Origin of the sequence: Streptomyces sp. NPDC015171, from assembly GCF_043079545.1 — a bacterium.
In the GTDB taxonomy this organism is placed as follows: Bacteria; Actinomycetota; Actinomycetes; order Streptomycetales; family Streptomycetaceae; genus Streptomyces.
In genome coordinates this window covers 53095-72449 of record NZ_JBIBUO010000030.1, presented here as the reverse complement: position 1 = coordinate 72449, position 19355 = coordinate 53095, and the positions used below count along the sequence as shown (strand labels likewise).

General features: G+C 73.4%; 20 protein-coding genes. 9 read left to right on the top strand and 11 right to left on the bottom strand.

Annotated features, from left to right (window positions below; genetic code table 11):
- The 3 genes from ACF073_RS39980 to thpD form a co-directional block, all read left to right on the top strand.
- A partial coding sequence (locus tag ACF073_RS39980; RefSeq protein WP_392076450.1) for an aminotransferase class III-fold pyridoxal phosphate-dependent enzyme occupies window positions 1-588 on the top strand: 588 nt, incomplete at its 5' end.
- A gap of 30 nt (window positions 589-618) precedes the next feature.
- Complete coding sequence (locus tag ACF073_RS39975) at window positions 619-1023, top strand: ectoine synthase (protein ID WP_392076449.1); 405 nt, start codon at window positions 619-621, stop codon at window positions 1021-1023.
- A 6-nt stretch (window positions 1024-1029) separates the two neighbouring features.
- Window positions 1030-1932, top strand: coding sequence for an ectoine hydroxylase (gene thpD / locus ACF073_RS39970; protein WP_392076448.1), 903 nt, complete (start codon window positions 1030-1032; stop codon window positions 1930-1932).
- A 123-nt stretch (window positions 1933-2055) separates the two neighbouring features.
- Here the strand turns inward: thpD and ACF073_RS39965 are convergent, their stop codons facing one another.
- The 4 genes from ACF073_RS39965 to ACF073_RS39950 form a co-directional block, all read right to left on the bottom strand.
- Entirely contained in the window at window positions 2056-3162 is a 1107-nt protein-coding gene (locus ACF073_RS39965) for an aminotransferase class V-fold PLP-dependent enzyme (protein ID WP_392076447.1), read from the bottom strand.
- A 59-nt stretch (window positions 3163-3221) separates the two neighbouring features.
- Complete coding sequence (locus ACF073_RS39960; RefSeq protein WP_392076446.1) at window positions 3222-3941, bottom strand: DsbA family oxidoreductase; 720 nt, start codon at window positions 3939-3941, stop codon at window positions 3222-3224.
- A 74-nt stretch (window positions 3942-4015) separates the two neighbouring features.
- Window positions 4016-4522 carry a GNAT family N-acetyltransferase gene (locus tag ACF073_RS39955; RefSeq protein ID WP_392076445.1) on the bottom strand — a complete coding sequence of 169 codons (507 nt, stop codon included), beginning with the start codon at window positions 4520-4522 and terminating at the stop codon, window positions 4016-4018.
- On the bottom strand, window positions 4519-5517 hold the full coding sequence (locus ACF073_RS39950; protein WP_392076444.1) for a GlxA family transcriptional regulator: 999 nt from the start codon (window positions 5515-5517) through the stop codon (window positions 4519-4521). Before ACF073_RS39950 ends, ACF073_RS39955 begins: the two co-directional genes overlap by 4 nt.
- Before the next feature lie 49 nt (window positions 5518-5566).
- Here ACF073_RS39950 and ACF073_RS39945 point away from each other — a divergent pair, with 49 nt between their 5' ends.
- Complete coding sequence (locus tag ACF073_RS39945) at window positions 5567-6949, top strand: MFS transporter (RefSeq protein WP_392076443.1); 1383 nt, start codon at window positions 5567-5569, stop codon at window positions 6947-6949.
- Here ACF073_RS39945 and ACF073_RS39940 read toward each other — a convergent pair.
- The gene (locus ACF073_RS39940; protein ID WP_392076442.1) at window positions 6927-8456 is read right to left on the bottom strand and encodes an aldehyde dehydrogenase (NADP(+)); all 1530 of its coding nucleotides are present in this window, start codon (window positions 8454-8456) and stop codon (window positions 6927-6929) included. The genes ACF073_RS39945 and ACF073_RS39940 overlap by 23 nt on opposite strands.
- Before the next feature lie 154 nt (window positions 8457-8610).
- Here ACF073_RS39940 and ACF073_RS39935 point away from each other — a divergent pair, with 154 nt between their 5' ends.
- Window positions 8611-9384, top strand: a complete 774-nt coding sequence (locus tag ACF073_RS39935; protein WP_392076441.1) for an IclR family transcriptional regulator — start codon at window positions 8611-8613, stop codon at window positions 9382-9384.
- A gap of 113 nt (window positions 9385-9497) precedes the next feature.
- Complete coding sequence (locus ACF073_RS39930; RefSeq protein ID WP_392076440.1) at window positions 9498-10952, top strand: peptidoglycan D,D-transpeptidase FtsI family protein; 1455 nt, start codon at window positions 9498-9500, stop codon at window positions 10950-10952.
- Between the two features lie 109 nt (window positions 10953-11061).
- Here ACF073_RS39930 and ACF073_RS39925 read toward each other — a convergent pair whose 3' ends face one another.
- The 4 genes from ACF073_RS39925 to ACF073_RS39910 form a co-directional block, all read right to left on the bottom strand.
- Complete coding sequence (locus ACF073_RS39925; RefSeq protein WP_392076439.1) at window positions 11062-11859, bottom strand: HAD family acid phosphatase; 798 nt, start codon at window positions 11857-11859, stop codon at window positions 11062-11064.
- A gap of 203 nt (window positions 11860-12062) precedes the next feature.
- Window positions 12063-12443 carry a hypothetical protein gene (locus tag ACF073_RS39920; protein WP_392076438.1) on the bottom strand — a complete coding sequence of 127 codons (381 nt, stop codon included), beginning with the start codon at window positions 12441-12443 and terminating at the stop codon, window positions 12063-12065.
- Window positions 12444-12677: 234 nt separating this feature from the next.
- Window positions 12678-13268 carry a TIGR03086 family metal-binding protein gene (locus ACF073_RS39915; protein ID WP_392076437.1) on the bottom strand — a complete coding sequence of 197 codons (591 nt, stop codon included), beginning with the start codon at window positions 13266-13268 and terminating at the stop codon, window positions 12678-12680.
- A 3-nt stretch (window positions 13269-13271) separates the two neighbouring features.
- Window positions 13272-13724, bottom strand: a complete 453-nt coding sequence (locus ACF073_RS39910) for a DUF6010 family protein (protein ID WP_392076436.1) — start codon at window positions 13722-13724, stop codon at window positions 13272-13274.
- Between the two features lie 143 nt (window positions 13725-13867).
- On the opposite strand from ACF073_RS39910, the gene ACF073_RS39905 reads away from it, so the two are divergent.
- A complete protein-coding gene (locus ACF073_RS39905; RefSeq protein WP_392076435.1) occupies window positions 13868-15103 on the top strand; it encodes an MFS transporter in 1236 nt (411 codons plus the stop codon).
- Here the strand turns inward: ACF073_RS39905 and ACF073_RS39900 are convergent.
- Together ACF073_RS39900 and ACF073_RS39895 are read right to left on the bottom strand one after the other, a co-directional pair.
- Window positions 15040-16203: a hypothetical protein gene (locus tag ACF073_RS39900; protein ID WP_392076434.1), complete on the bottom strand. Its 1164-nt coding sequence runs from the start codon at window positions 16201-16203 to the stop codon at window positions 15040-15042. The genes ACF073_RS39905 and ACF073_RS39900 overlap by 64 nt on opposite strands.
- A gap of 34 nt (window positions 16204-16237) precedes the next feature.
- Window positions 16238-17179: a 5-dehydro-4-deoxyglucarate dehydratase gene (locus ACF073_RS39895; RefSeq protein ID WP_392076433.1), complete on the bottom strand. Its 942-nt coding sequence runs from the start codon at window positions 17177-17179 to the stop codon at window positions 16238-16240.
- Window positions 17180-17425: 246 nt separating this feature from the next.
- Between ACF073_RS39895 and ACF073_RS39890 the strand changes: the two genes are divergently transcribed.
- Both ACF073_RS39890 and ACF073_RS39885 read left to right on the top strand, forming a co-directional pair.
- Complete coding sequence (locus tag ACF073_RS39890; protein ID WP_392076432.1) at window positions 17426-18235, top strand: NAD-dependent epimerase/dehydratase family protein; 810 nt, start codon at window positions 17426-17428, stop codon at window positions 18233-18235.
- A gap of 331 nt (window positions 18236-18566) precedes the next feature.
- Window positions 18567-19337 (top strand): DeoR/GlpR family DNA-binding transcription regulator, encoded by a 771-nt coding sequence (locus ACF073_RS39885; RefSeq protein ID WP_392076431.1) that lies wholly within the window; start codon window positions 18567-18569, stop codon window positions 19335-19337.
- Window positions 19338-19355 lie beyond the last annotated feature (18 nt).

Here is a 19355-nt window from a genome sequence, read left to right as displayed (position 1 = left end):
AAGGAGCTGTGCGAGCGGCAGGACATGCTGCTGATCGTCGACGACATCCAGATGGGCTGCGGCCGCACCGGCGCGTTCTTCTCCTTCGAGGAGGCCGGCGTCGTGCCCGACATCGTCACCGTGTCCAAGTCCATCAGCGGCTACGGGCTGCCGATGTCGCTGTGCCTGTTCAAGCCGGAGCTGGACATCTGGGAGCCGGGCGAGCACAACGGCACCTTCCGCGGCAACAACCCCGCCTTCGTCACCGCCACCGCCGCCCTGGAGACCTACTGGGCCGACGGCTCGGCCATGGAGAAGCAGACCCGGGCGCGCGGCGAGCAGGTCGAGCGGGAGCTGATCTCGATCACCGAGGAGAACCTCGCCGACGTGAAGGAGTACCGCGGGCGCGGCCTGGTGTGGGGCCTGGAGTTCCACGACAAGGAGCGCGCCTCGCGCGTCGCCCGGCGGGCCTTCGAACTCGGACTGCTCATCGAGACGTCCGGCCCGGAGAGCGAGGTCGTCAAACTGCTGCCGGCCCTGACCATCACCCCGGACGAGCTGGACGAGGGACTCAGCATCCTCGCCAGGTCCGTCCGCGAGACCGCCTAGTCCCCGTCACCGAGGAGGAAGCACAGCACCGTGATCGTCCGATCGTTCAAGGAAATCGAAGGCACCGAGCGGCATGTGAAGGCCGCGTCCGGGACCTGGGAGAGCAAGCGCATCGTGCTCGCCGAGGAGCGCGTCGGTTTCTCCCTGCACGAGACCATCCTGTACGCGGGGACCGAGACGTCGATGTGGTACGCCAACCACATCGAGGCCGTCGTCTGCACCCGGGGCGAGGCCGAACTCACCGACCGCGAGACCGGGACGACGTACACCATCACCCCCGGCACCATGTACCTCCTCAACGGCCATGAGCGGCACACGCTGCGGGTCAAGGAGGACTTCCACTGCATCTGCGTGTTCAACCCGCCCGTGACCGGACGGGAGGACCACGACGAGAACGGCGTCTACCCGCTGCTCACCGAGCCCGAGGAGGTGTGACACACGATGGCCACTGCCACCACTGCCACCGTCACCGATCTGTACCCCAGCCGCGGCGCCACCGAGGTGACCGTGCCCCGGCAGGACCCGGTCCTCTGGGGCTCCCCGGACACCCCGGGACCGATCACGACCACCGGCCTCCAGTCGTACGAGCGTGACGGCTTCCTCGCCGTGGACCAGCTGATCGCCCCGGACGAGGTCGAGGTGTACCGGCGCGAGCTGGACCGGCTGGTCGCCGACCCGGCGATCCGCGCCGACGAGCGCTCGATCGTCGAGCCGGCGTCCCAGGAGATCCGCTCGGTCTTCGAGGTGCACAAGATCAGCGAGATCTTCGCGAACCTGGTGCGCGACCCGCGGGTGGTCGGCCGCGCCCGGCAGATCCTCGGCTCGGACGTGTACGTCCACCAGTCCCGGATCAACGTCAAGCCCGGCTTCGGCGCCAGCGGCTTCTACTGGCACTCGGACTTCGAGACCTGGCACGCCGAGGACGGTCTGCCGAACATGCGCACGGTGTCCGTCTCGATCGCGCTGACCGAGAACCACGACACCAACGGCGGTCTGATGATCATGCCGGGCTCGCACCGGACGTTCCTGGGCTGCGCCGGCGCCACGCCGAAGGACAACTACAAGAAGTCGCTGCAGATGCAGGACGCGGGCACGCCGTCGGACGAGGCGCTGACCGCGATGGCGGGCGAGTACGGCATCAAGCTGTTCACCGGCAAGGCCGGCTCGGCGACCTGGTTCGACTGCAACTGCATGCACGGCTCAGGCGACAACATCACGCCGTTCCCGCGCAGCAACGTGTTCATCGTGTTCAACAGCGTGGAGAACGCGGCGGTGGAGCCGTTCGCCGCGCCGATACGCCGCCCGGACTTCATCGGGGCCCGGGACTTCACGCCCGTGAGGTGAGCCGAGCGCTCCTCGGGTGAGCTGAGCGGCACCCCCCGTCACCCCGTCCAGGGCCTCCGGCGCGTTCGCGCCGGAGGCCCTGGGGTGTGTCACGGGGACCAGACCTCTCGCGGGGCTCGCGGGTCAGCCGGACAGCGCGTCCAGCAGCCGGTCCACGTCCGCCGCCGTGTTGTACAGGTGGAAGGCCGCGCGCAGATTGCCCGCGCGGTCCGAGACCTCGATGCCCGCGCGGCTCAGTGCGGGCTGGCGGTCGCCGAGCCCCGGGACCGAGACGATGGCGGAGCCGGGGGCGGCAAGGGGGGTGTGGCCGAGCGCGGCGAGGCCGGTCCTGAACCGGTCGGCGAGGGCCACGTCGTGGGCGTGGACGGCCGCCACGCCGAGTTCCCCGAGCAGGTCGAGGGAGGGGCGCAGGCCCGCGAAGGTGAACAGGGCGTGGGTGAGGTCGAACCGGCGTGCCGAGTGGGCGAGTTCGGCCACCGGGCCGTAGCAGCTGTCCCACGGTGCCTCGGCCGCCACCCAGCCCGCGAGCAGCGGGGTCAGCCCGCCGAAGTCCTCGGGGACCGTGAGGAAGGCCGCGCCGTGCGGGCCGAGCAGCCACTTGAAGGAGACCGTGGCGGTGAAGTCGTAGGCCCCGGCGTCCATCGGGAGCCAGCCGGCGGCCTGGGAGAAGTCGACGTAGGTGCGTGCCCCGTGCGCGCGGGCCGCCTCCCGCAGGGCGGGCAGGTCGGCGACGCGTCCGTCGGCGGACTGGGCGGCGCTGACCGCGACCAGCGCGGTGCCCGGGCGGACGGACTCGGCGATCCGCTCCAGCGGCACGGAGCGGACCTTGAGGTCGCCGCGGACGTGGAACGGGTTCAGCACGGAGGTGAAGTCGTCCTCGGCGGTGAGGACTTCGGCGCCGGCCGGCAGCGAGGCGGCGATCACGGCGGTGTGCGCGGCGACCGAGGCGCCGGCGGCGACCCGGGCGGCCGGGACGCGGGCGAGCCGGGCGTAGGCGGCACGGCATGCCTCCACGTCCTCGTACAGCGAGGTCAGCGGCCGGCCCTCGGCCCGCAGCAGCACCGCCTCGTGCAGCGCGGCGACGCTGCGGGCCGGCAGCAGCCCGCTGCTCGCGGTGTTGAGGTACACGCTCTTCGGGGCGAACTCGGCGCGGACGAGGCGGTCGAACGTCTCCGTGGTCTCCGTGGTCTCCATGGGTCCACTCTGCGGTCCCGTGAAGTCCCCGTCCATTGCGGATTTTTACGTGGTTTTCCTTAGCCGCGCTTATACGTCCAGGCTGACCTGCGGTTTCAGGCGCGCGGCGGGACCGCGCAGCCGTCCGGGCCGCATGCCTCCGCGTCGCCCTGGTCGACCAGCTTCAGCGGGGAGCGCTCGCCCCAGGCCTGGGTCAGCGCCTGGCTGAAGACCTCGGCGGGCTGGGCGCCGGAGACGCCGTAGGCGCGGTCGAGGACGAAGAACGGCACGCCGTTCGCGCCGAGCTGGGCGGCCTCGCGCTCGTCGGCGCGGACCTCGTCGGCGTAGGCGGCCGGGTCGGCGAGCACCGCGCGGGTGTCCCCGGCGTGGAGGCCGGCCTCGACGGCCAGCTCCACCAGGCGTTCGTCGCCCTCGCTGAACACGGACCGCTCCTCGGCGAAGTTGGCCCGGTAGAGGATCTGGATCAGCTGGTCCTGCCTGCCCCGCTCCTTGGCGAAGTGCAGCAGGCGGTGCATGTCGAAGGTGTTGCCGTGGTCGCGGTCCCGGGTGCGGTAGTCCAGGCCCTCGGCGGCGGCCTGGGCGCCCAGGTTGTCCTCGCCGGCCTGGGCCTGCGCCGCGCTCATGCCGTACTTCGCGGTCAGCATCGTGATCACCGGCTGCACATCGCCCTTGGCGCGGCCCGGGTCCAGCTCGAAGGAGCGGTGCACCACCTCGACGTCCGCGCGGTGCGGGAAGGCAGCCAGCGCCTTCTCGAAGCGGGCCTTGCCCACATAGCACCAGGGGCAGGCGATGTCGCTCCAGATCTCGACGCGCATTCTTCGGCTCTCTTCAGGTCGTACGGGCACGGGACTCTCCCAGGGCCGGTAGGTGAACGTTCAAGCAGGCCGTTTCATTCCCGTGGCGGCACGGCGAAGCGCAGGAAGAGGTGGTGGTCGCCCTCGGCGGGCGGGTTGTCCGGGTCCGGGATCCAGCCCTGGCGGGCGTAGAAGGCCTGGGCCCGCCGGTTGTCCACGTGCACGTCGAGCACGGCCGCGGCCCGGCGGTCCGCCTGCCACCGCGCCACGCAGGCCGCGTGCAGCGCCGTACCGATGCCGGCCCGCCAGTGGTCCGGGTCGACATGGAACTGGAACAGCTTGACCGTCGCCGCGCTCGCGCCGTCCGGGGTGCGGAAGGAGGCGATGCCGACGATCCGGCCCCGCTCCACGGCGCACAGCACACGGCCGTCGGGGCGGTTGAGGGAAGCGCGCCAGGCGTCGGTCCAGTCGAAGTCGGCCTGCGGGACGCCGTCCGGGTAGTACGTGGCGCGGGCCCGCGCGTGCAGCGCGGCGACGGCCTCGGTCTCGGCGGGCAGCGCGGTCCGGATCACCAGGGAGCCGTCCGTTCGTTCACTGATCACGCGACGGAGGACGTGCCGGCCGGTACGCCGGTTCCATGCCTGCTGAACTGGGCGCGGTAGGCGCTCGGGGTGAGGCCGGTACGGCGGACCAGGTGGGCGCGGAGCGAGTCGGCGCTGCCGAGTCCGCTGGCGGCGGCGACCTGGTCCATGGACAGCCTGGTGGTCTCCAGCAGCTCCTTGGCGCGCTCGATGCGCTGGTGCAGCAGCCACTGCAGCGGGCTGACCCCGCTCTCGGCCTGGAACCGCCGGGTCAGGGTGCGTACGGAGACGCCCGCGTGCCGGGCCAGGTCGGTCAGGGTGAGCGGCTTGTCCAGGTTGCGCATGGCCCAGCCGCGGGTGTCGGCGCCGGTGGTGCCGCGCTCGGGCGGCAGCGGGGTCTGGGCGAACTGGGTCTGGCCGCCGGGCCTGACCGGGGCGACGAGGGCGAGCCTGGCGACCTCGTTGGCGACGGCGGCGCCGTAGTCGGTGCGGATGATGTGCAGGCACAGGTCGATGCCGGCGGCGTAGCCGGAGGAGGTCAGGAACGGACCGTCCTGGGCGTAGAGGACATCGCCGCGGACGTCGATGTCGGGGTGGCGGCGGCGCATCTCGTCGGCGTGCGCCCAGTAGGTGGTGGCCGTGCGGCCCTTGAGCAGGCCGGCCTCGGCGAGCGAGAAGGCCCCGGAGCAGATGGAGGCGATGCGCACCCCCGTCCCGGCGGCCTCGCGCAGCGCCTGGAGCACCCGCGGGTCCGGGGAGTGGGGCTCGCCGGTGCCCGCGACGATCACGGTGTCCGCCTCGCGCAGCGCCTCCAGGCCGCGCGGCACCCGCAGCTCCAGGGTGCCGGTGGTGGGCACGGGCCCCGGGTCGGGCGCGCAGATCACCACCTCGTAGCCCGGACGGCCGTCGACGCGCACCTTGTCGAAGAGCAGTTCGGGGATGGCGAGGTTGAACATCGACACGGGCGGGGACGCGACGACCGCGATACGCAGCATGGCCAGAACCTCCGGATGCATGGCATTCAGGTCACTACTGTAGGCGGGAAAAGATCAGCAGCATGAGGGCATGTCACCGAACCAGACCGTACGCACACCCCGACTCCCCCTGAAAGAGCGGCAGTTCACCAGCGGTACGCCGACGCTGCTGGCCGCTCTCCTCGGCTTCGCGCTGATCACCCTCGACGCCTCCGTGGTGAACGTGGCCCTCCCCGCGATCGGCTCCGCGCTCGGCGGCGGCATGTCCGGGCTGCAGTGGGTGGTGGACGCCTACACCCTGGCCTTCGCCGCGCTGATGCTCTCCACCGGCGCCTTCTCGGACCGGGCCGGGGCGAGCCGCGCGTACGCCCTCGGCATCGCGGTGTTCACGCTCGCCTCGGCGGGCTGCGGGCTGGCGCCGGACCTCCCGGCGCTGGTCGGTGCGCGGGTGGCGCAGGGCGCGGCGGCGGCCGTGGTCCTGCCCGCCTCGCTGGCCCTGGTCCGGCAGGCGTACCCCGAGCCGGGGCGGCGGGCCAGGGCCGTGGCGCTGTGGGCGGCCGGCGGCTCGGTCGCGGTGGCGCTCGGCCCCGTGGCGGGCGGCGCGCTGACCACGGTCTGGGACTGGCGCGGGATCTTCTTCATCAATCTGCCGCTGGGCGCCCTCGCCCTCGCCCTGCTGGTGCGGACCCCGCGCTCGGAGCGCCGGCCCGCCCCGCTCGACCTGCCGGGCCAGCTGGCGGCCGTGGTCACCCTGACCGCCCTGACCTTCGCGGTCATCGAGGGCGGCATGACGGGCGTCGCGGCCCTCGCCGTCGCGGTGGCGGCCGGCGCCCTGTTCGTACGGATCGAGGGCCGGCAGCCGCATCCGGTGGTTCCGCCTGAGCTGTTCCGGGACCGGGCGGTACGGGCGGCGGTGGCGGCCGGGGCGGCGTGCAGCGTGGCCTTCTACGGCGGGGTGTTCCTCTTCTCCCTCTTCTTCCAGCGGGTGCAGGGCCGTTCGGCGCTGTACACGGGGCTGCTGTTCCTCCCGATGTCCGGGCTGATCGCGGTGACCAACGTGGTGTCGGGAAAGCTGGCCGGCCGCTACGGCCCGCGCCTGCCGATGCTGGCCGGCCAGGCCCTGGCGATGGCCGGTCTGCTGGGCCTGCTGCCGGCCGGGGCCGGCACGCCCACCGCCGTGGTGGCCGTCCTGCTCGTCCCGCTGGCCCTCGGCTGCGCGCTGGCCATCCCGCCGCTGACGGCCGTGATGATGGACGCCGTGCCGGCCGAGCGGGCGGGCCTGGCGGCCGGGGTGCTCAACGCGGCACGGCAGGTGGCCGGCGGGCTGGGGATCGCGGCGTTCGGCTCGCTCGTGAACGGGGACTTCGCCGCCGGCACCCGGGTGAGCCTGCTGCTGGGGGCGGCCCTGTTCGTGCCGCCCCTCGTCCTCGGCCACCGGGCGCTGCGCGGCGCTAGCGCTCCAGGACCCCGTTGAACCGCCGGGGAAGGCCGAGGGGGTTGTCGTCGCGCAGTTCCTCCGGCAGCAGCGCCTCGGGTGCCCCCTGGTAGACGACCGGCCGCAGCCACCGCTCGACGGCCGTGCCGCCCACGGACGTCGACGTGGACGTGGTCGCCGGGTACGGGCCCCCGTGGTGCTGGGCCGGCGCCACGGCGACCCCGGTCGGCCAGCCGTTGACCAGCACCCGGCCGGCCAGCGGCGTCAGCTCGGCGAGCAGTTCAGGGCCGCGGCCCTCGCCCGCCGCCTCGCCCGAGGACAGCTGGACCGTCGCCGTGAGGTTGCCCGGGAGCCGCGCCAGGACGGACGCGGCCTCGGTCTCGTCCGCGTAGCGGGCCACCACGGTGACCGGGCCGAAGCACTCTTCCAGGAGCAGGTCGTACGCCCCCTCCTCGGCCAGCCTCCGTGCCGGCACCGTGAGGAAGCCCGCGCTGACCCCGTGGTCGCCGCCCGCGCCCGGGGTGACCGGCGCGTCCACCTCCGGGAGCCGCACGCGCTCGGCCACCCCCGCGAGGAAGTTGTCCCGCATCCGGTGGTCGAGCAGCACCCCGGCGCCGGTGTCGCCGACCGCGTCGGCCAGCGACTTCACCAGCCGGTCCCCGGCCGCCCCCGACGGCACCAGCACCAGGCCGGGCTTGACGCAGAACTGGCCGACGCCGAGCGTCATCGACCCGGCGAGCCCGCCGCCGATCTCCTCGGCCCGCTCGGCGGCGGCCGCCTCGGTCACCAGGACCGGGTTCAGCGACCCCAGCTCGCCGTGGAAGGGGATCGGCACCGGCCGCGCCGCGGCGGCGTCGAAGAGCGCCCGCCCGCCGCGCACCGAACCGGTGAAGCCGGCGGCGGCGACCAGCGGGTGCCTGATCAGCTCGATGCCCGCCTGGAAGCCGTGCAGCAGGCCGATCGCGGCCTCGGGGACGCCGTGTGCGGCGGCGGCCCGCCGCAGCACCGCGGCGACCAGCTCGGACAGGGCCGGGTGGTCGGGGTGCGCCTTGACGACCACCGGGCAGCCCGCGGCCAGCGCGCTCGCGGTGTCGCCGCCCGCGACGGAGAAGGCGAAGGGGAAGTTGGAGGCGGAGTAGACGGCGACGACACCGAGCGGCACCTTGTAGCGGCGCAGGTCCGGGACGGGCGGCGTGGCCGTGTCGTCGGGGTGGTCGATGACGACGTCGAGGAAGGCCCCCTCCTCGACGATGCCGGCGAAGGCGCGCAACTGGTAGCAGGTGCGGGCGAGTTCCCCGGTCAGCCGGGCCGGACCGAGCGCGGTCTCGGCGTCGGCGGTCGCGACGAGGCCGTCCCGGGCCGCCTCCAGGCCCGCTGCGGCCGAACGCAGGAAGGCGGCGCGGACCGCGCGGCCGGCGAGGGCGCCGCGCGCGGCGTGGGCCGCCCGGACGGCGGCGTCCACCTCCTGGGCTGTGGCCTCCGCCGCAACCTGTTCGCGCTGCTTCCCGGTGCGCGGGTCGACACTCCAGACTGGTGCTGCTGCCACCGCGGGTCCCTCCCAGTAATAGGCCGCACTATCGAGGACTTGTCCAGGCCACCGTCAGCGCGCGTTCGATATACTGAACGCTGTCTCTGATGATGAATAAGCTGCTCGGAGACTATATAACTCAGGTCCCACTGCAACGAAGGGGTCAAGGGCGATGACGGCAGGCGACACAGGGGGCGGGGCGCAGGTCAAGTCCGCGGTGCGGACCGTAGAGCTGCTCGAGTATTTCGCCGGCCGGCCCGGGATGCACTCCCTCGCGGCCGTGCAGGAGGCCGTGGGGTATCCCAAGTCCAGCCTGTACATGCTGCTGCGCACCCTCGTGGAGCTGGGCTGGGTGGAGACGGACGCGACCGGCACGCGGTACGGCATCGGGGTGCGGGCGCTGCTGGTCGGCACGTCGTACATCGACGGCGACGAGGTGGTGGCCGCCGCCCGTCCGACCCTGGACCGGCTCTCCGACGACACCACGGAGACCATCCACCTGGCGCGGCTCGACGGCACCAACGTGGTGTACCTGGCCACCCGCCAGTCCCAGCACTATCTGCGGCCGTTCACCCGCGTCGGCCGCCGGCTCCCGGCCCACTCCACCTCGCTCGGCAAGGCGATCCTCGCCACCTACACCGACGAGCAGGTGCGCAAGCTGCTGCCGGAGACGCTGCCCGCGCTCACCGAGCACACGCTCACCGACCGGGAGCGGCTCATCGAGGAGCTGCACCAGGTCCGGGAGCAGGGCTTCGCGGTCGACCGCGAGGAGAACACGCTGGGCCTGCGCTGCTTCGGCGTGGCCATCCCGTACCGCACGCCCGCCCGGGACGCCATCAGCTGCTCGGTCCCGGTGGCCCGGCTCACCCCCGCGCACGAGCAGATGATCAAGGACGCGCTGTTCGACGCGCGCGACCGGCTCACGCTGGCGACCCGCAGGCTCTGAGCGCGCGGCACGGCCGCGACGGGACGGACGGGACCGGCCGATTCCTGAACACCGGATGAGAAATCCGGTCGTACGGGAACGATGACCCCGGTCCCGCTCGTCTTCCGGGCGGGATGAACAAGACGATCAGGCGGGCGTCCGTCTTCGCGCTGCTGCTCGTGCTCACCCTGTTGGTCAGGGCGACATGGCTGCAGTTCTACGACGGACAGGCCCTCGCGGACGACAACGACAACCGGCGGAACGCGATCGCCACGTACTCGCGGCCGCTCGGGAACATCATCGTGGCCGGGGACTCGATCACCGGCTCGACACGGACGAAGGGAAGCGACCTCGCGTACAAGCGGACCTACAAGGACGGCGAGCTGTACGCGGCGGTGACGGGCTACGCCTCGCAGGCGTACGCCCCCACCCAGCTGGAGGGCATCTACACGGACCTGCTCAACGGCACGGACAACCAGCTCAAGACGGTGATGGACACCGTCACCGGGGAGCGCGCCGAGCCGGGCGACGTGCTCACGACGATCGATCCGGCCGTACAGAAGGCGGCCTATCGCGCGCTGGGCGACACGAAGGGCGCGGCCGTCGCGATCGACCCGAAGAGCGGCAGGATCCTCGCGGTGGCGTCGACGCCCTCGTACGACCCGTCCTCGCTCACCGACGCCGGTACGGCCGGGAAGGCCTGGAAGGCGCTGAACGCGGACAAGGACAAGCCGCTCACCAACCGCGCGCTGCGCCAGCCGCTGCCGCCGGGCTCGACGTTCAAACTGGTCGTGGCCGCTGCCGCGCTGGAGAACGGGCTGTACGAGAACGTGGACGACGCCACCGACAGCCCCGACCCGTACACCATGCCGGGCACCACGCGCCCGCTGGAGAACGAGAACAAGTCGGCCCCGTGCAGGAACGCCTCGATCCGGGTCGCCCTGCGCTACTCCTGCAACAACGTCTTCGGCAAGATGGCCGTCGACCTCGGCCAGGACAAGGTGAGGGCGATGGCCGAGAAGTTCGGCTTCAACGACCAGGAGCAGGACGTCCCGGTGCGGGCCTACGCCAGCGTGTACCCCTCGGACATGGACAAGGCGCAGACCGCCCTCTCCGGCATCGGCCAGTTCGACGTCACCGCGACCCCGCTCCAGATGGCCATGGTGTCCGCCGCCATAGCCAACGGCGGCAAGCTGGTCTCGCCGCATATGGTCTCGAAGATCACCGACAGCGGCGGCGATGTGCTGAAGGACTACGACGACAGCGCGGACACGCGGGAGATCGTCAGCTCCGGCACGGCCGAGCAGTTGCGGTCGGCGATGGAGACGGTGGTGAAGGACGGCACGGGTACGAACGCGCTGATCGACGGGGTCACCGTCGGCGGCAAGACCGGTACCGCCCAGCACGGCGAGAACAACAGCAAGACGCCGTACGCCTGGTTCACCTCGTACGGCACGTCGGACAGCAGCGGCAAGGAGGTGGCCGTCGCGGTGATGGTGGAGCAGTCGGACGCGGCGCGCTCCGAGGTCAGCGGCAACGGACTGGCGGCGCCGGTCGCCAAGGCCATGATGCAGGCGGCGCTGAAGTAGCCGCGGGGCGGGGGCGGTTCTGCGGGACCGCCCCCTGTCCCACCGGCTCCCAGGAAGGCGCGTTGCGTCGCGAGCCCCCGCCACGGCAGGGTGGCGGGGGCCGGCGGGATCAGGAGACGAAGTACGTCGGGTTGGGCAGCTTGTACGTGCGGTTCGCGTGACCGCCGTCCAGGTCCGAGTACTGGTCGCCGAAGTTGGCGATGATCTCGTAGCCGAGGTCGTCCTCGATGTGCTTGCGCGTCCCGGACTTGTACTGGACCGTGGTGCAGTTCCAGGCGCCCGGGGTGGCGCAGTCCTTCAGGTAGGCCGGCGGGGCCGCCTTGTCCTTGAGGAACATGTGCCCGGCGTCGAGGTTCACATCGGCGCCGACCTTCTTCAGGTTCTCGACCGCCGCGGCGCGCTGGGCCTCGCTCAGGCCGGAGTTGTAGAAGACCTCGACGCCCTTGGACTCGGCGTACCGCACCAGCTCCGGGCTGCCGAAGACGGCCGGGCGGTCGGCCTTGTTCACGTAGTCGTTCCACGTGGTGGAGTTGTACGTGTAGTTGGTGCGCTTCTCGTAGTCGAGGCTGAGCAGCAGCGTGTCGTCGATGTCGAAGACGACGGCGGGCCGCTCGCCGCGGTGGTGCGCCGTGCGGGCGGCCTTGTCGATGTAGTGCCTGGCGTCGGCGTCCAAGCGCGCCAGGTCCTTGGCGTACCGGCTGTCCGGGGATGCCTGGTAGACGCCGTCGGCGTCGGCGGCGGTGCCGTAGTAGGCGTCGATGTCCTGCGTCAGCTGGCCGATGTTGTACGGCTCGTGGGTGGAGTTCGCCGTCGTCTGACGAGCGGTGGCCGTGCCGGCGCCGTAGAGGGCGCCGCCGGCGAGGGCGCAGGCGGCGACGGCCGCCGCGATCCGCAGTGTTTTATGCATGACAATTTTCTACGCGCGTCACCCCGTCGGACGCGAGACCTTTTGCATGATCGATACAGAAGTCCCGGCCGACGGCGCCTCAGGCCGCGCGGGGGCTCGCACCGGGCCCCGGCCGTGCGGGGAACACGGCGTCGCGGCCGGTGTCCGCCCGGGTGATCTGCTCGCCGCAGAGCGCGCCGGGGGCAGACGACGCGGTGGGCCGGTCAAGGCGCCGGGAGCGTGCACACCAGGTACACCACGGACAGCGGCGGCAGCAGCGCGGCCACGGCGGCCCAGACGCGCGCCGTGGACCAGCGGCGCCGCCAGGGCAGCAGCCACGCGGTGAGCAGGGCGCCGAAGGAGAACACCGAGCCGTAGTAGAGCAGGCCGTAGACGCAGGCCAGCGCCGTGTTCAGCGCGGCCGGGCAGTGGTCGGGACCGCAGCTGTCCGTGGCCATGGCGGAGAGCCCGCCGAAGGCCAGGGCGAGCGGGGCGAGCGGGACCATCAGGGCCGTCGCGACCGTGGGGGCCACCCAGGCCCGGGGATCCCGCTCGTCCTTGCCGGCGGGGCCCGGGGCAGTGGTCGCGAGGTGCGTCGTCGTCATACGGCCAGTGAACCGGCCCGGCGCTCCCGCCACACCGGCGCGGATACTCATGCCGGGGCCGCGCGGCTACTCAGACGGGCTGAGCCCACCGCCCCGGACCGCGCCCGCACCAGCGGCGAGGCGCCCTCCGGCAGCGCCACAACCCTCGCCACGATCCGGGCCCCCGCCCAGCCAACCGACACCACATCCCCGGCACACCGGCCGGGACACCCCGCCCCAGCCCCGCGCGACCGCTCAGCCCGGCTGGGGCCGCCACCCCGGGTCCCGGCCGCTCAAGCCCACCGCCCGCTCCAGCGGCGAGGCGCCCTCCGGGACCGGTACGACCGGGCCGAAGAGGCCGTTGCCGCGGTTCGGGTCCTGGGCCGCCGCCAGCAGGAAGCCGTGGGCCGAGGCGAGGGCGTCCGGGTCGGGGGCGTACTCCTGGCCGGTGGCGCGGGCCAGGTCCCAGCCGTGGATCACGAGTTCGTCGGCGACGACCGCACCGGCCACCGCGCCCGGCAGGTCCACCCCGCCGGCCCGGGTCGCGCCGGTCCAGGCGGCCGGGTCGCGCCAGGCGGCGGCCAGCTCGTCCAGCGCCTCGGGCAGCTCCGCGCGCCAGTCGGGGCCGAGCTCCCAGGCGACGGCGTTCGGACCGGTGTCGGTCGTCGGGCCGAGGTCCTTGCGGGCGGCGTCCCGGAAGGCCATGGAGAGCGTCAGCAGGTGGCCGAGCAGCCCGCCCACCGCGCAGTCCGGGCACGGGGTGACGGCGGTCAGCTGCTCGTCGGTCACGGCCCCGGCGAGCCGGGCCACGATCCTGGTCTGCGGGCCGAGGTCCACGGTGGTCATGGCTCACTCCTCCACGGGTGCGGTTTCCTTGCGGAGGGCTGACCGCCCGGCCCCGCGGAACTCATCGGTGCGGTGCCGCCGCCACAGCGCCCACGGCGGCCGGCCGCCCGCGAAGCACCACACCGCGATCACCGGGTCGCACAGCGCGCAGCCGAACGACGAGTCGTGCGCGAACGGGATGATCGGGTGGCCCTTGAGGTGGTGGACGACGTCCCACGCGGTGTGCAGCAGCCAGCCGGCGCCGATGAACGTCCAGGACTCCAGGCCCCGGTAGGCGACACAGGCGGCGACCGCGGTGAACGCGAACTCCCAGCCGCCGAGCCCGCCGCCGCTGAGGTAGGCGGCACCGGCGCCGGCCACCATCACGGCGTTGAAGCGGCGCCGGCGGGGCTCGGGAAGGAGGGACATGAGGATGGCGTAGAGCAGTCCGACGAGGAGAGGGGCGAGGTAGCGCATGTGCCCGACGCTAGGGTCGCGGCCGGATGCGTCCCAGGGGCATTACCGACAGGTTCCGACGGATTGCCGCCGCCCGGCCGCCCCGCGAACCCGGTCATCTTCCCGATCCCGGCGCCCGGGTCTTAGCTCCACGATGACCAGGCATGAAGACTTCCCTGACCGTGTCGCGCGTGCTGCGGGACCGCGACGCCCGGCTGTGTCTCACGGCGGTGGTGGTGTCCGGCTTCGGCACCTCCTCGCTCTGGCTCGCCTCGGGCATCTGGGTGAAGGACATGACCGGCTCCGACGGTCTGGCCGCCCTGTGCGTGCTCGCCATGTGGGCGCCCGCCCTCGCCGGCCCCGCGCTCGGCACCCTCGCCGACCGGGTCCGCCGCAGGCCCCTGCTCATCACCCTGAACCTGGGCCTCGCCGGTCTGCTCCTCGTCCTCCTCGCCGTCGACTCCCCGGGCCGCCTGTGGCTGGTGTTCGCCGTCCTGCTGGTGTACGGCGCGGCCGGGACGGTCCACGACGCCGCCGAGTCCGCCCTCGTGACCGCCGCGGTCGGCCCCGGCCTGCTCGCCGACTTCAACGGACTGCGGATGACGCTCACCGAGGGCATGAAGCTCGTCGCCCCGCTGACCGGCGCGGGACTCTACGCGGCCTGCGGCGGCCGGGCCGTGGCCTGTCTCGACGCGGTCAGCTTCGTCCTCGCGGCCGGGGTGTACGCCCTGCTGCGGACGGACGGGGAGCGGCCCGCCGCGTCCGGCGCCGGCTGGTGGCGGGAGACCGTCGAGGGCGTCCGGTACCTGTGGGGGCTGCCCGCGCCGCGCCGGCTGGTCGCGGCGGGCGGTACGACGATGCTGCTGACCGCGCTGGCCAGTACGACGGTGTACGCCGTGGTCGACCGCCTCGGCCACTCCCCCGCCTGCACGGGCGTGCTGTACGCCGTCCAGGGCGCGGGGTCGGTGACGGTCGGGCTGCTCGCCGGGCCCGCGCTGCGCCGGCTGGGCGAGCGGCGGTTCGCGGCGGCCGGGATCGCGCTGACGGGGGTCGCGGTGGCGGCGCGGGCGGTGCCCTGGGACCCGGTCGCGGCGGCCTCCTCGGCGGCGGCCGGCCTCGGCCTGCCCTGTGTGCTGATCGCCGCGCTCACCGCGGTCCAGCGCGAGGCCCCCGGCCCGCTGCTCGGCCGGGCGACGGCGACCGCCCACACGCTGCTGTTCACCCCCAACGTGCTCGGTCTCGCCCTCGGGGCCGGCCTGGTGGAGCGGGCAGGACCCGGGCTGCTGCTGCCGCTCTGCGCCGCGGCGCTGCTCGGCACGGCGGCCGTCCTCGCGGCTCAGCGCGCGGACAGCGCCGCGCGCACCGCGTCGAGGTCGGCGTCCGACGCCAACCCGGCGTGATAGAGCCGCAGTTCGGTCGCTCCGTCGGCGCGCGCGCGTGCCGCGTCCGCCGCGAGCGTGCCGGGGCTGCCGCCCATCCCGGAGACGACGGTGAGGTTGGCGGCCAGCACCGTCCCCTCCCGCGCGTGTCCGGCGAACGGCGCCAGCAGAGCCGTACCGCCCGTGCAGGGCACCACCACGCCGTCGGCCACGGAGAGGATGTGGGCGGGGTCGACGCCCACGTTGGCGCCGCAGTGGTAGGAGACCGGGTCGGCGTGGAGCAGCACCTGGAACCCGTCGGGTGCGGCGGCGCGCACGGCGGCGACCGCCTCCTCCTGGAGGGTGCGGGCGGTGGTGTCGCGCCACGCGCGCGTGCCGGCCGCCGTCTCCTCGCCGAGCAGCTCGCGGACCGTCGGCCAGCCCTCGTCGTCCGCCGTGCCCCGCCACAGCGGTTCCAGCGCCTCCCGTACGGCCGCCGCCAGGACGTCGGCGTCCAGGCCCCCGGCGTCGTAGCCGGCCCGGCAGGACGGGCAGAAGCACAGGGACATCAGGTACTGCCCGGCGTCCCCGAGGCCCACTCCGGCGGTCTTGTCGTGGGCGTGCAGGTGCTGGAGCCCGTACCAGCCGAGGGACTCCAGTTCGGTGCCGTGCGCGCCGGGGCGCACGGCGGCCTCGGCGGCCAGGTCGGCCAGGTACGCGCGGGTGGCCGGCTGGGCGACGCAGGGCGCCCAGGGGTAGCGGTCGCCGTAGGCGTTGACGACCGAGGTGTCGGGGTGCTCGGCGCCCAGCCGGGAGTTGTGGGCGAGCACGACCCAGGTGTGCACCTCGAGGCCGGCCGCCGCGAGCGCCCCGGCGGCCTCGCCGTAGGCCTGGCCCGGGGCCCAGCGGCCGGCCGGGTAGGGCCGCAGGCCGCGGCCGGCCCAGCGGTCGCCGGGCGGGTAGAGGACGGCCGCGTACTCGGCGGTGACGATGCGGTGGCCGGGGTGGCGCGGGGTCAGGGCGCGGGTGGAGTGGTAGGCGGCGGCGAGGGTGACCTGCTCGACGCCGAGTCCGGCGATGCGTGCGGGGGCCCCGGGGTCCCCGTTGACGTCCCAGGGGTAGACGAACGCCGATGCCTTCACGCGCCCTCCCCGCGCCGGGCGCGGCCGTGCTCGCTCACGCGTCCTCCTCCAGCAGGGCGCAGCCGCGTTCGATCAGCTGGGCGAGCTGTTTGACGTGGTCCTCGCCCGGCTCGTGCAGCGGCGGCCTGACCTCGCCGACGTCCAGGCCGCGCAGCCGCACCCCGGCCTTGACGAGGGAGACGGCGTAGCCGCGGCCCTGGGCGCGCAGTTCCACGAACGGGCGGTAGAAGCCGTCCAGGAGGCGGTGCGCGGTGGGCAGGTCGTCCGACTCCAGGGCGCGGTGGAAGGCGAGGGCGATCTCCGGCGCGAAGCAGAACACCGCGGAGGAGTAGAGGGAGATGCCGAGCGCGCGGTAGGCGAGCTGGGTCTGTTCGGCGGTGGGCAGGCCGTTGAAGTACAGGAAGTCGCCGGGGGCCTCGGTGCGCACGGCGCTCACGAAGCGCTGCATGAGGTCGAGGTCGCCGAGGCCGTCCTTGAGGCCGATGACGCCGTCCGTGCGGGCCAGTTCGACCACGGTCGCGGGGGTGAACACGGCGTTGTCGCGCTGGTAGACGACGACCGGCAGGGCGGTGGCCGCCGCGACCTCCCGGTAGTGCCGCAGCAGGCCCTCCTGGCCGGCGAGCACGAGGTAGGGCGGCATGGCGAGGAGGCCGTCGGCGCCGGCGCCCGCCGCGAGCCGGGCGTAGCGGACGGCGAGGGCGGTGCCGTAGCCGGCGCCCGCGACGACCGGGACGCGTCCGCCGGCCGCCTCGACGGCCGTGCGGACGCAGGCCTCGAACTCCTCCGGCAGCAGCGCGTGGAACTCCCCGGTGCCGCAGCAGGCGAAGACGGCGGCGGCACCGGCCTCGACACCCCGGCGCACATGGGTGCGGTAGACGTCCAGGTCGAGTGAGCCGCCGGGGCCGTAGGCCGTGACGGGGAAGAAGAGCGGTCCGCTCGGGTCGCGGAGCCGGGCGGCGAGAGGGGCTGGCGTCACAGGCGCTCCCTGTCGGAACATGCTTCTGATCGACGTCTATATTTCTGAACGACTTCACGCTACGGGCCGCCCTTGGGGCGGGTCAAGCGGGCGAGCGGGCAACACGGCAGCGGATTCCCGCCCGTCGGGGCACACTTGACGCGACGGGCGACCGCTCCCTAGCGTGTCCATGGATGTGAATAGCGTCCATACATACGGCCACGCTCGCCGGCCCGCCGCCGCCCAGGACGTCAAGGAGACCGAAGGATGCCCGCTCCCCGTACCCTCCTGCTCACCGGCGCCGCCGGCGGGCTCGGCACCCTGATGCGGTCCCTGCTGCCGGAGTACGGCTACACGCTGCGGCTGTTCGACGTCCGCCCCGTCGAGGGCGAACCGGACGCGATCACCGCCGACCTCGCCGACAGGGAGGCGCTGCGCGAGGCGGTGCGCGGCGTGGACGCGGTCCTGCACCTCGCGGGGATCTCCCTGGAAGCGCCCTTCGAGAAGATCCTCAGGTCGAACATCGAGGGCACCTACAACCTGTACGAGGCCGCGCGCCGGGAGGGCGTGCCGCGGATCGTCTTCGCCTCCTCCAACCACGCCGTCGGCTTCACCCCGGCCCCGCGCGCGGGCGAGCCGCTGATCCCGGTCGACACCCCGCGCCGCCCGGACACCTTCTACGGCCTCTCGAAGTCCTTCGGCGAGGACCTGGCCCAGCTCTACTGGGACAAGCACGGCCTGGAGACGGTCTCCGTGCGCATCGGCTCCTGCTTCCCGGAGCCCACCAGCGTCCGCATGCTCTCGGTCTGGATGAGCCCGGCCGACGGCGCCCGCCTCTTCCACGCGGCCCTGACCGCCGAGGGGGTCGGCCACACGGTCGTCCACGGCTCCTCCGCCAACACCCGCCTGTGGTGGGACCTGACCGGCGCGCGGGCGCTCGGCTACGCGCCCGAGGACGACTCCGAACCGTACGCCGCGAAGCTGATCGCCGAGCAGGGCGAGCTGGACCCGGCGAACCCGGCCCACAGCCACCTGGGCGGCCACTTCGTGAACGACCCGCCGATCTGGCCGTACTGAACCGCCGCCGCACCGGACCGGCCGCAGCGAACCGGCCGTATTTTTCCGGCCGTTCCAGGCTCTCAGGCGGCCCGAAGCGGCCGGAAACGATCGTCCACGGGCGCGGGCGGGCACCGAACGGGCCCGCCCGCCGCCGTGTCCGGGCATCCGCCGTGCCCGATCCCCCTGCGTTCCGGACAGCCGCGCAGGTCCGCGCCGGGCGCGGCCCGCTCCGAACGGGCATAATCGGGCAGTACCGGGCCCGCAACAGGCCTGGTCAGCCTCGCGCGGCACCGGTAGAACTTCCCCCAGGAGCCCGAACGGGCGCTTCCACAGGGAAGTGGGTGACGACATGAGCATGTGGACGACGGACGACCGCCGGCGCGAGATCGTACGGGCCGCCCGCGCCACCGGCTCGGTGGACGTCACCGCGCTCGCCGCCGAACTGGGCGTGGCCAAGGAGACCATCCGCCGCGACCTGCGCACCCTGGAGGACCACGGACTGGTCCGCCGCACCCATGGCGGCGCCTACCCGGTGGAGAGCGCCGGCTTCGAGACCACCCTCGCCTTCCGGGCCACCAGCCATGTGCCCGAGAAGCGCCGGATCGCCGCCGCGGCGGCCGAACTGCTCGCGGACGCCGAGTCCGTCTTCGTCGACGAGGGCTTCACCCCCCAGCTCATCGCCGAGGCACTGCCGAGGGACCGGCCGCTGACCGTGGTCACCGCGTCCCTGCCGGTCGCGGGCGCCCTCGCGGAGGCCGGGAACATATCGGTCCTGCTCCTCGGCGGCCGGGTCCGGGCCGGCACGCTGGCCACCGTCGACCACTGGACGACGAAGATGCTGGCCGGCTTCGTGATCGACCTCGCCTACATCGGCGCCAACGGCATCTCCCGCGAACACGGCCTGACCACCCCCGACCCCGCGGTCAGCGAGGTCAAGGCGCAGGCTGTCCGGGCCGCGCGGCGAACGGTCTTCGCGGGCGTGCACACCAAGTTCGGCGCGGTCAGCTTCTGCCGGTTCGCCGAGGTCGCCGAGGTGGAGGCGATCGTGACGAGTACCCAGCTGCCGACGGCGGAGGCCCACCGGTACGCCCTGCTGGGACCCCAGGTCCTGCGCGTCTGACCCATGGACTCGCCCGTC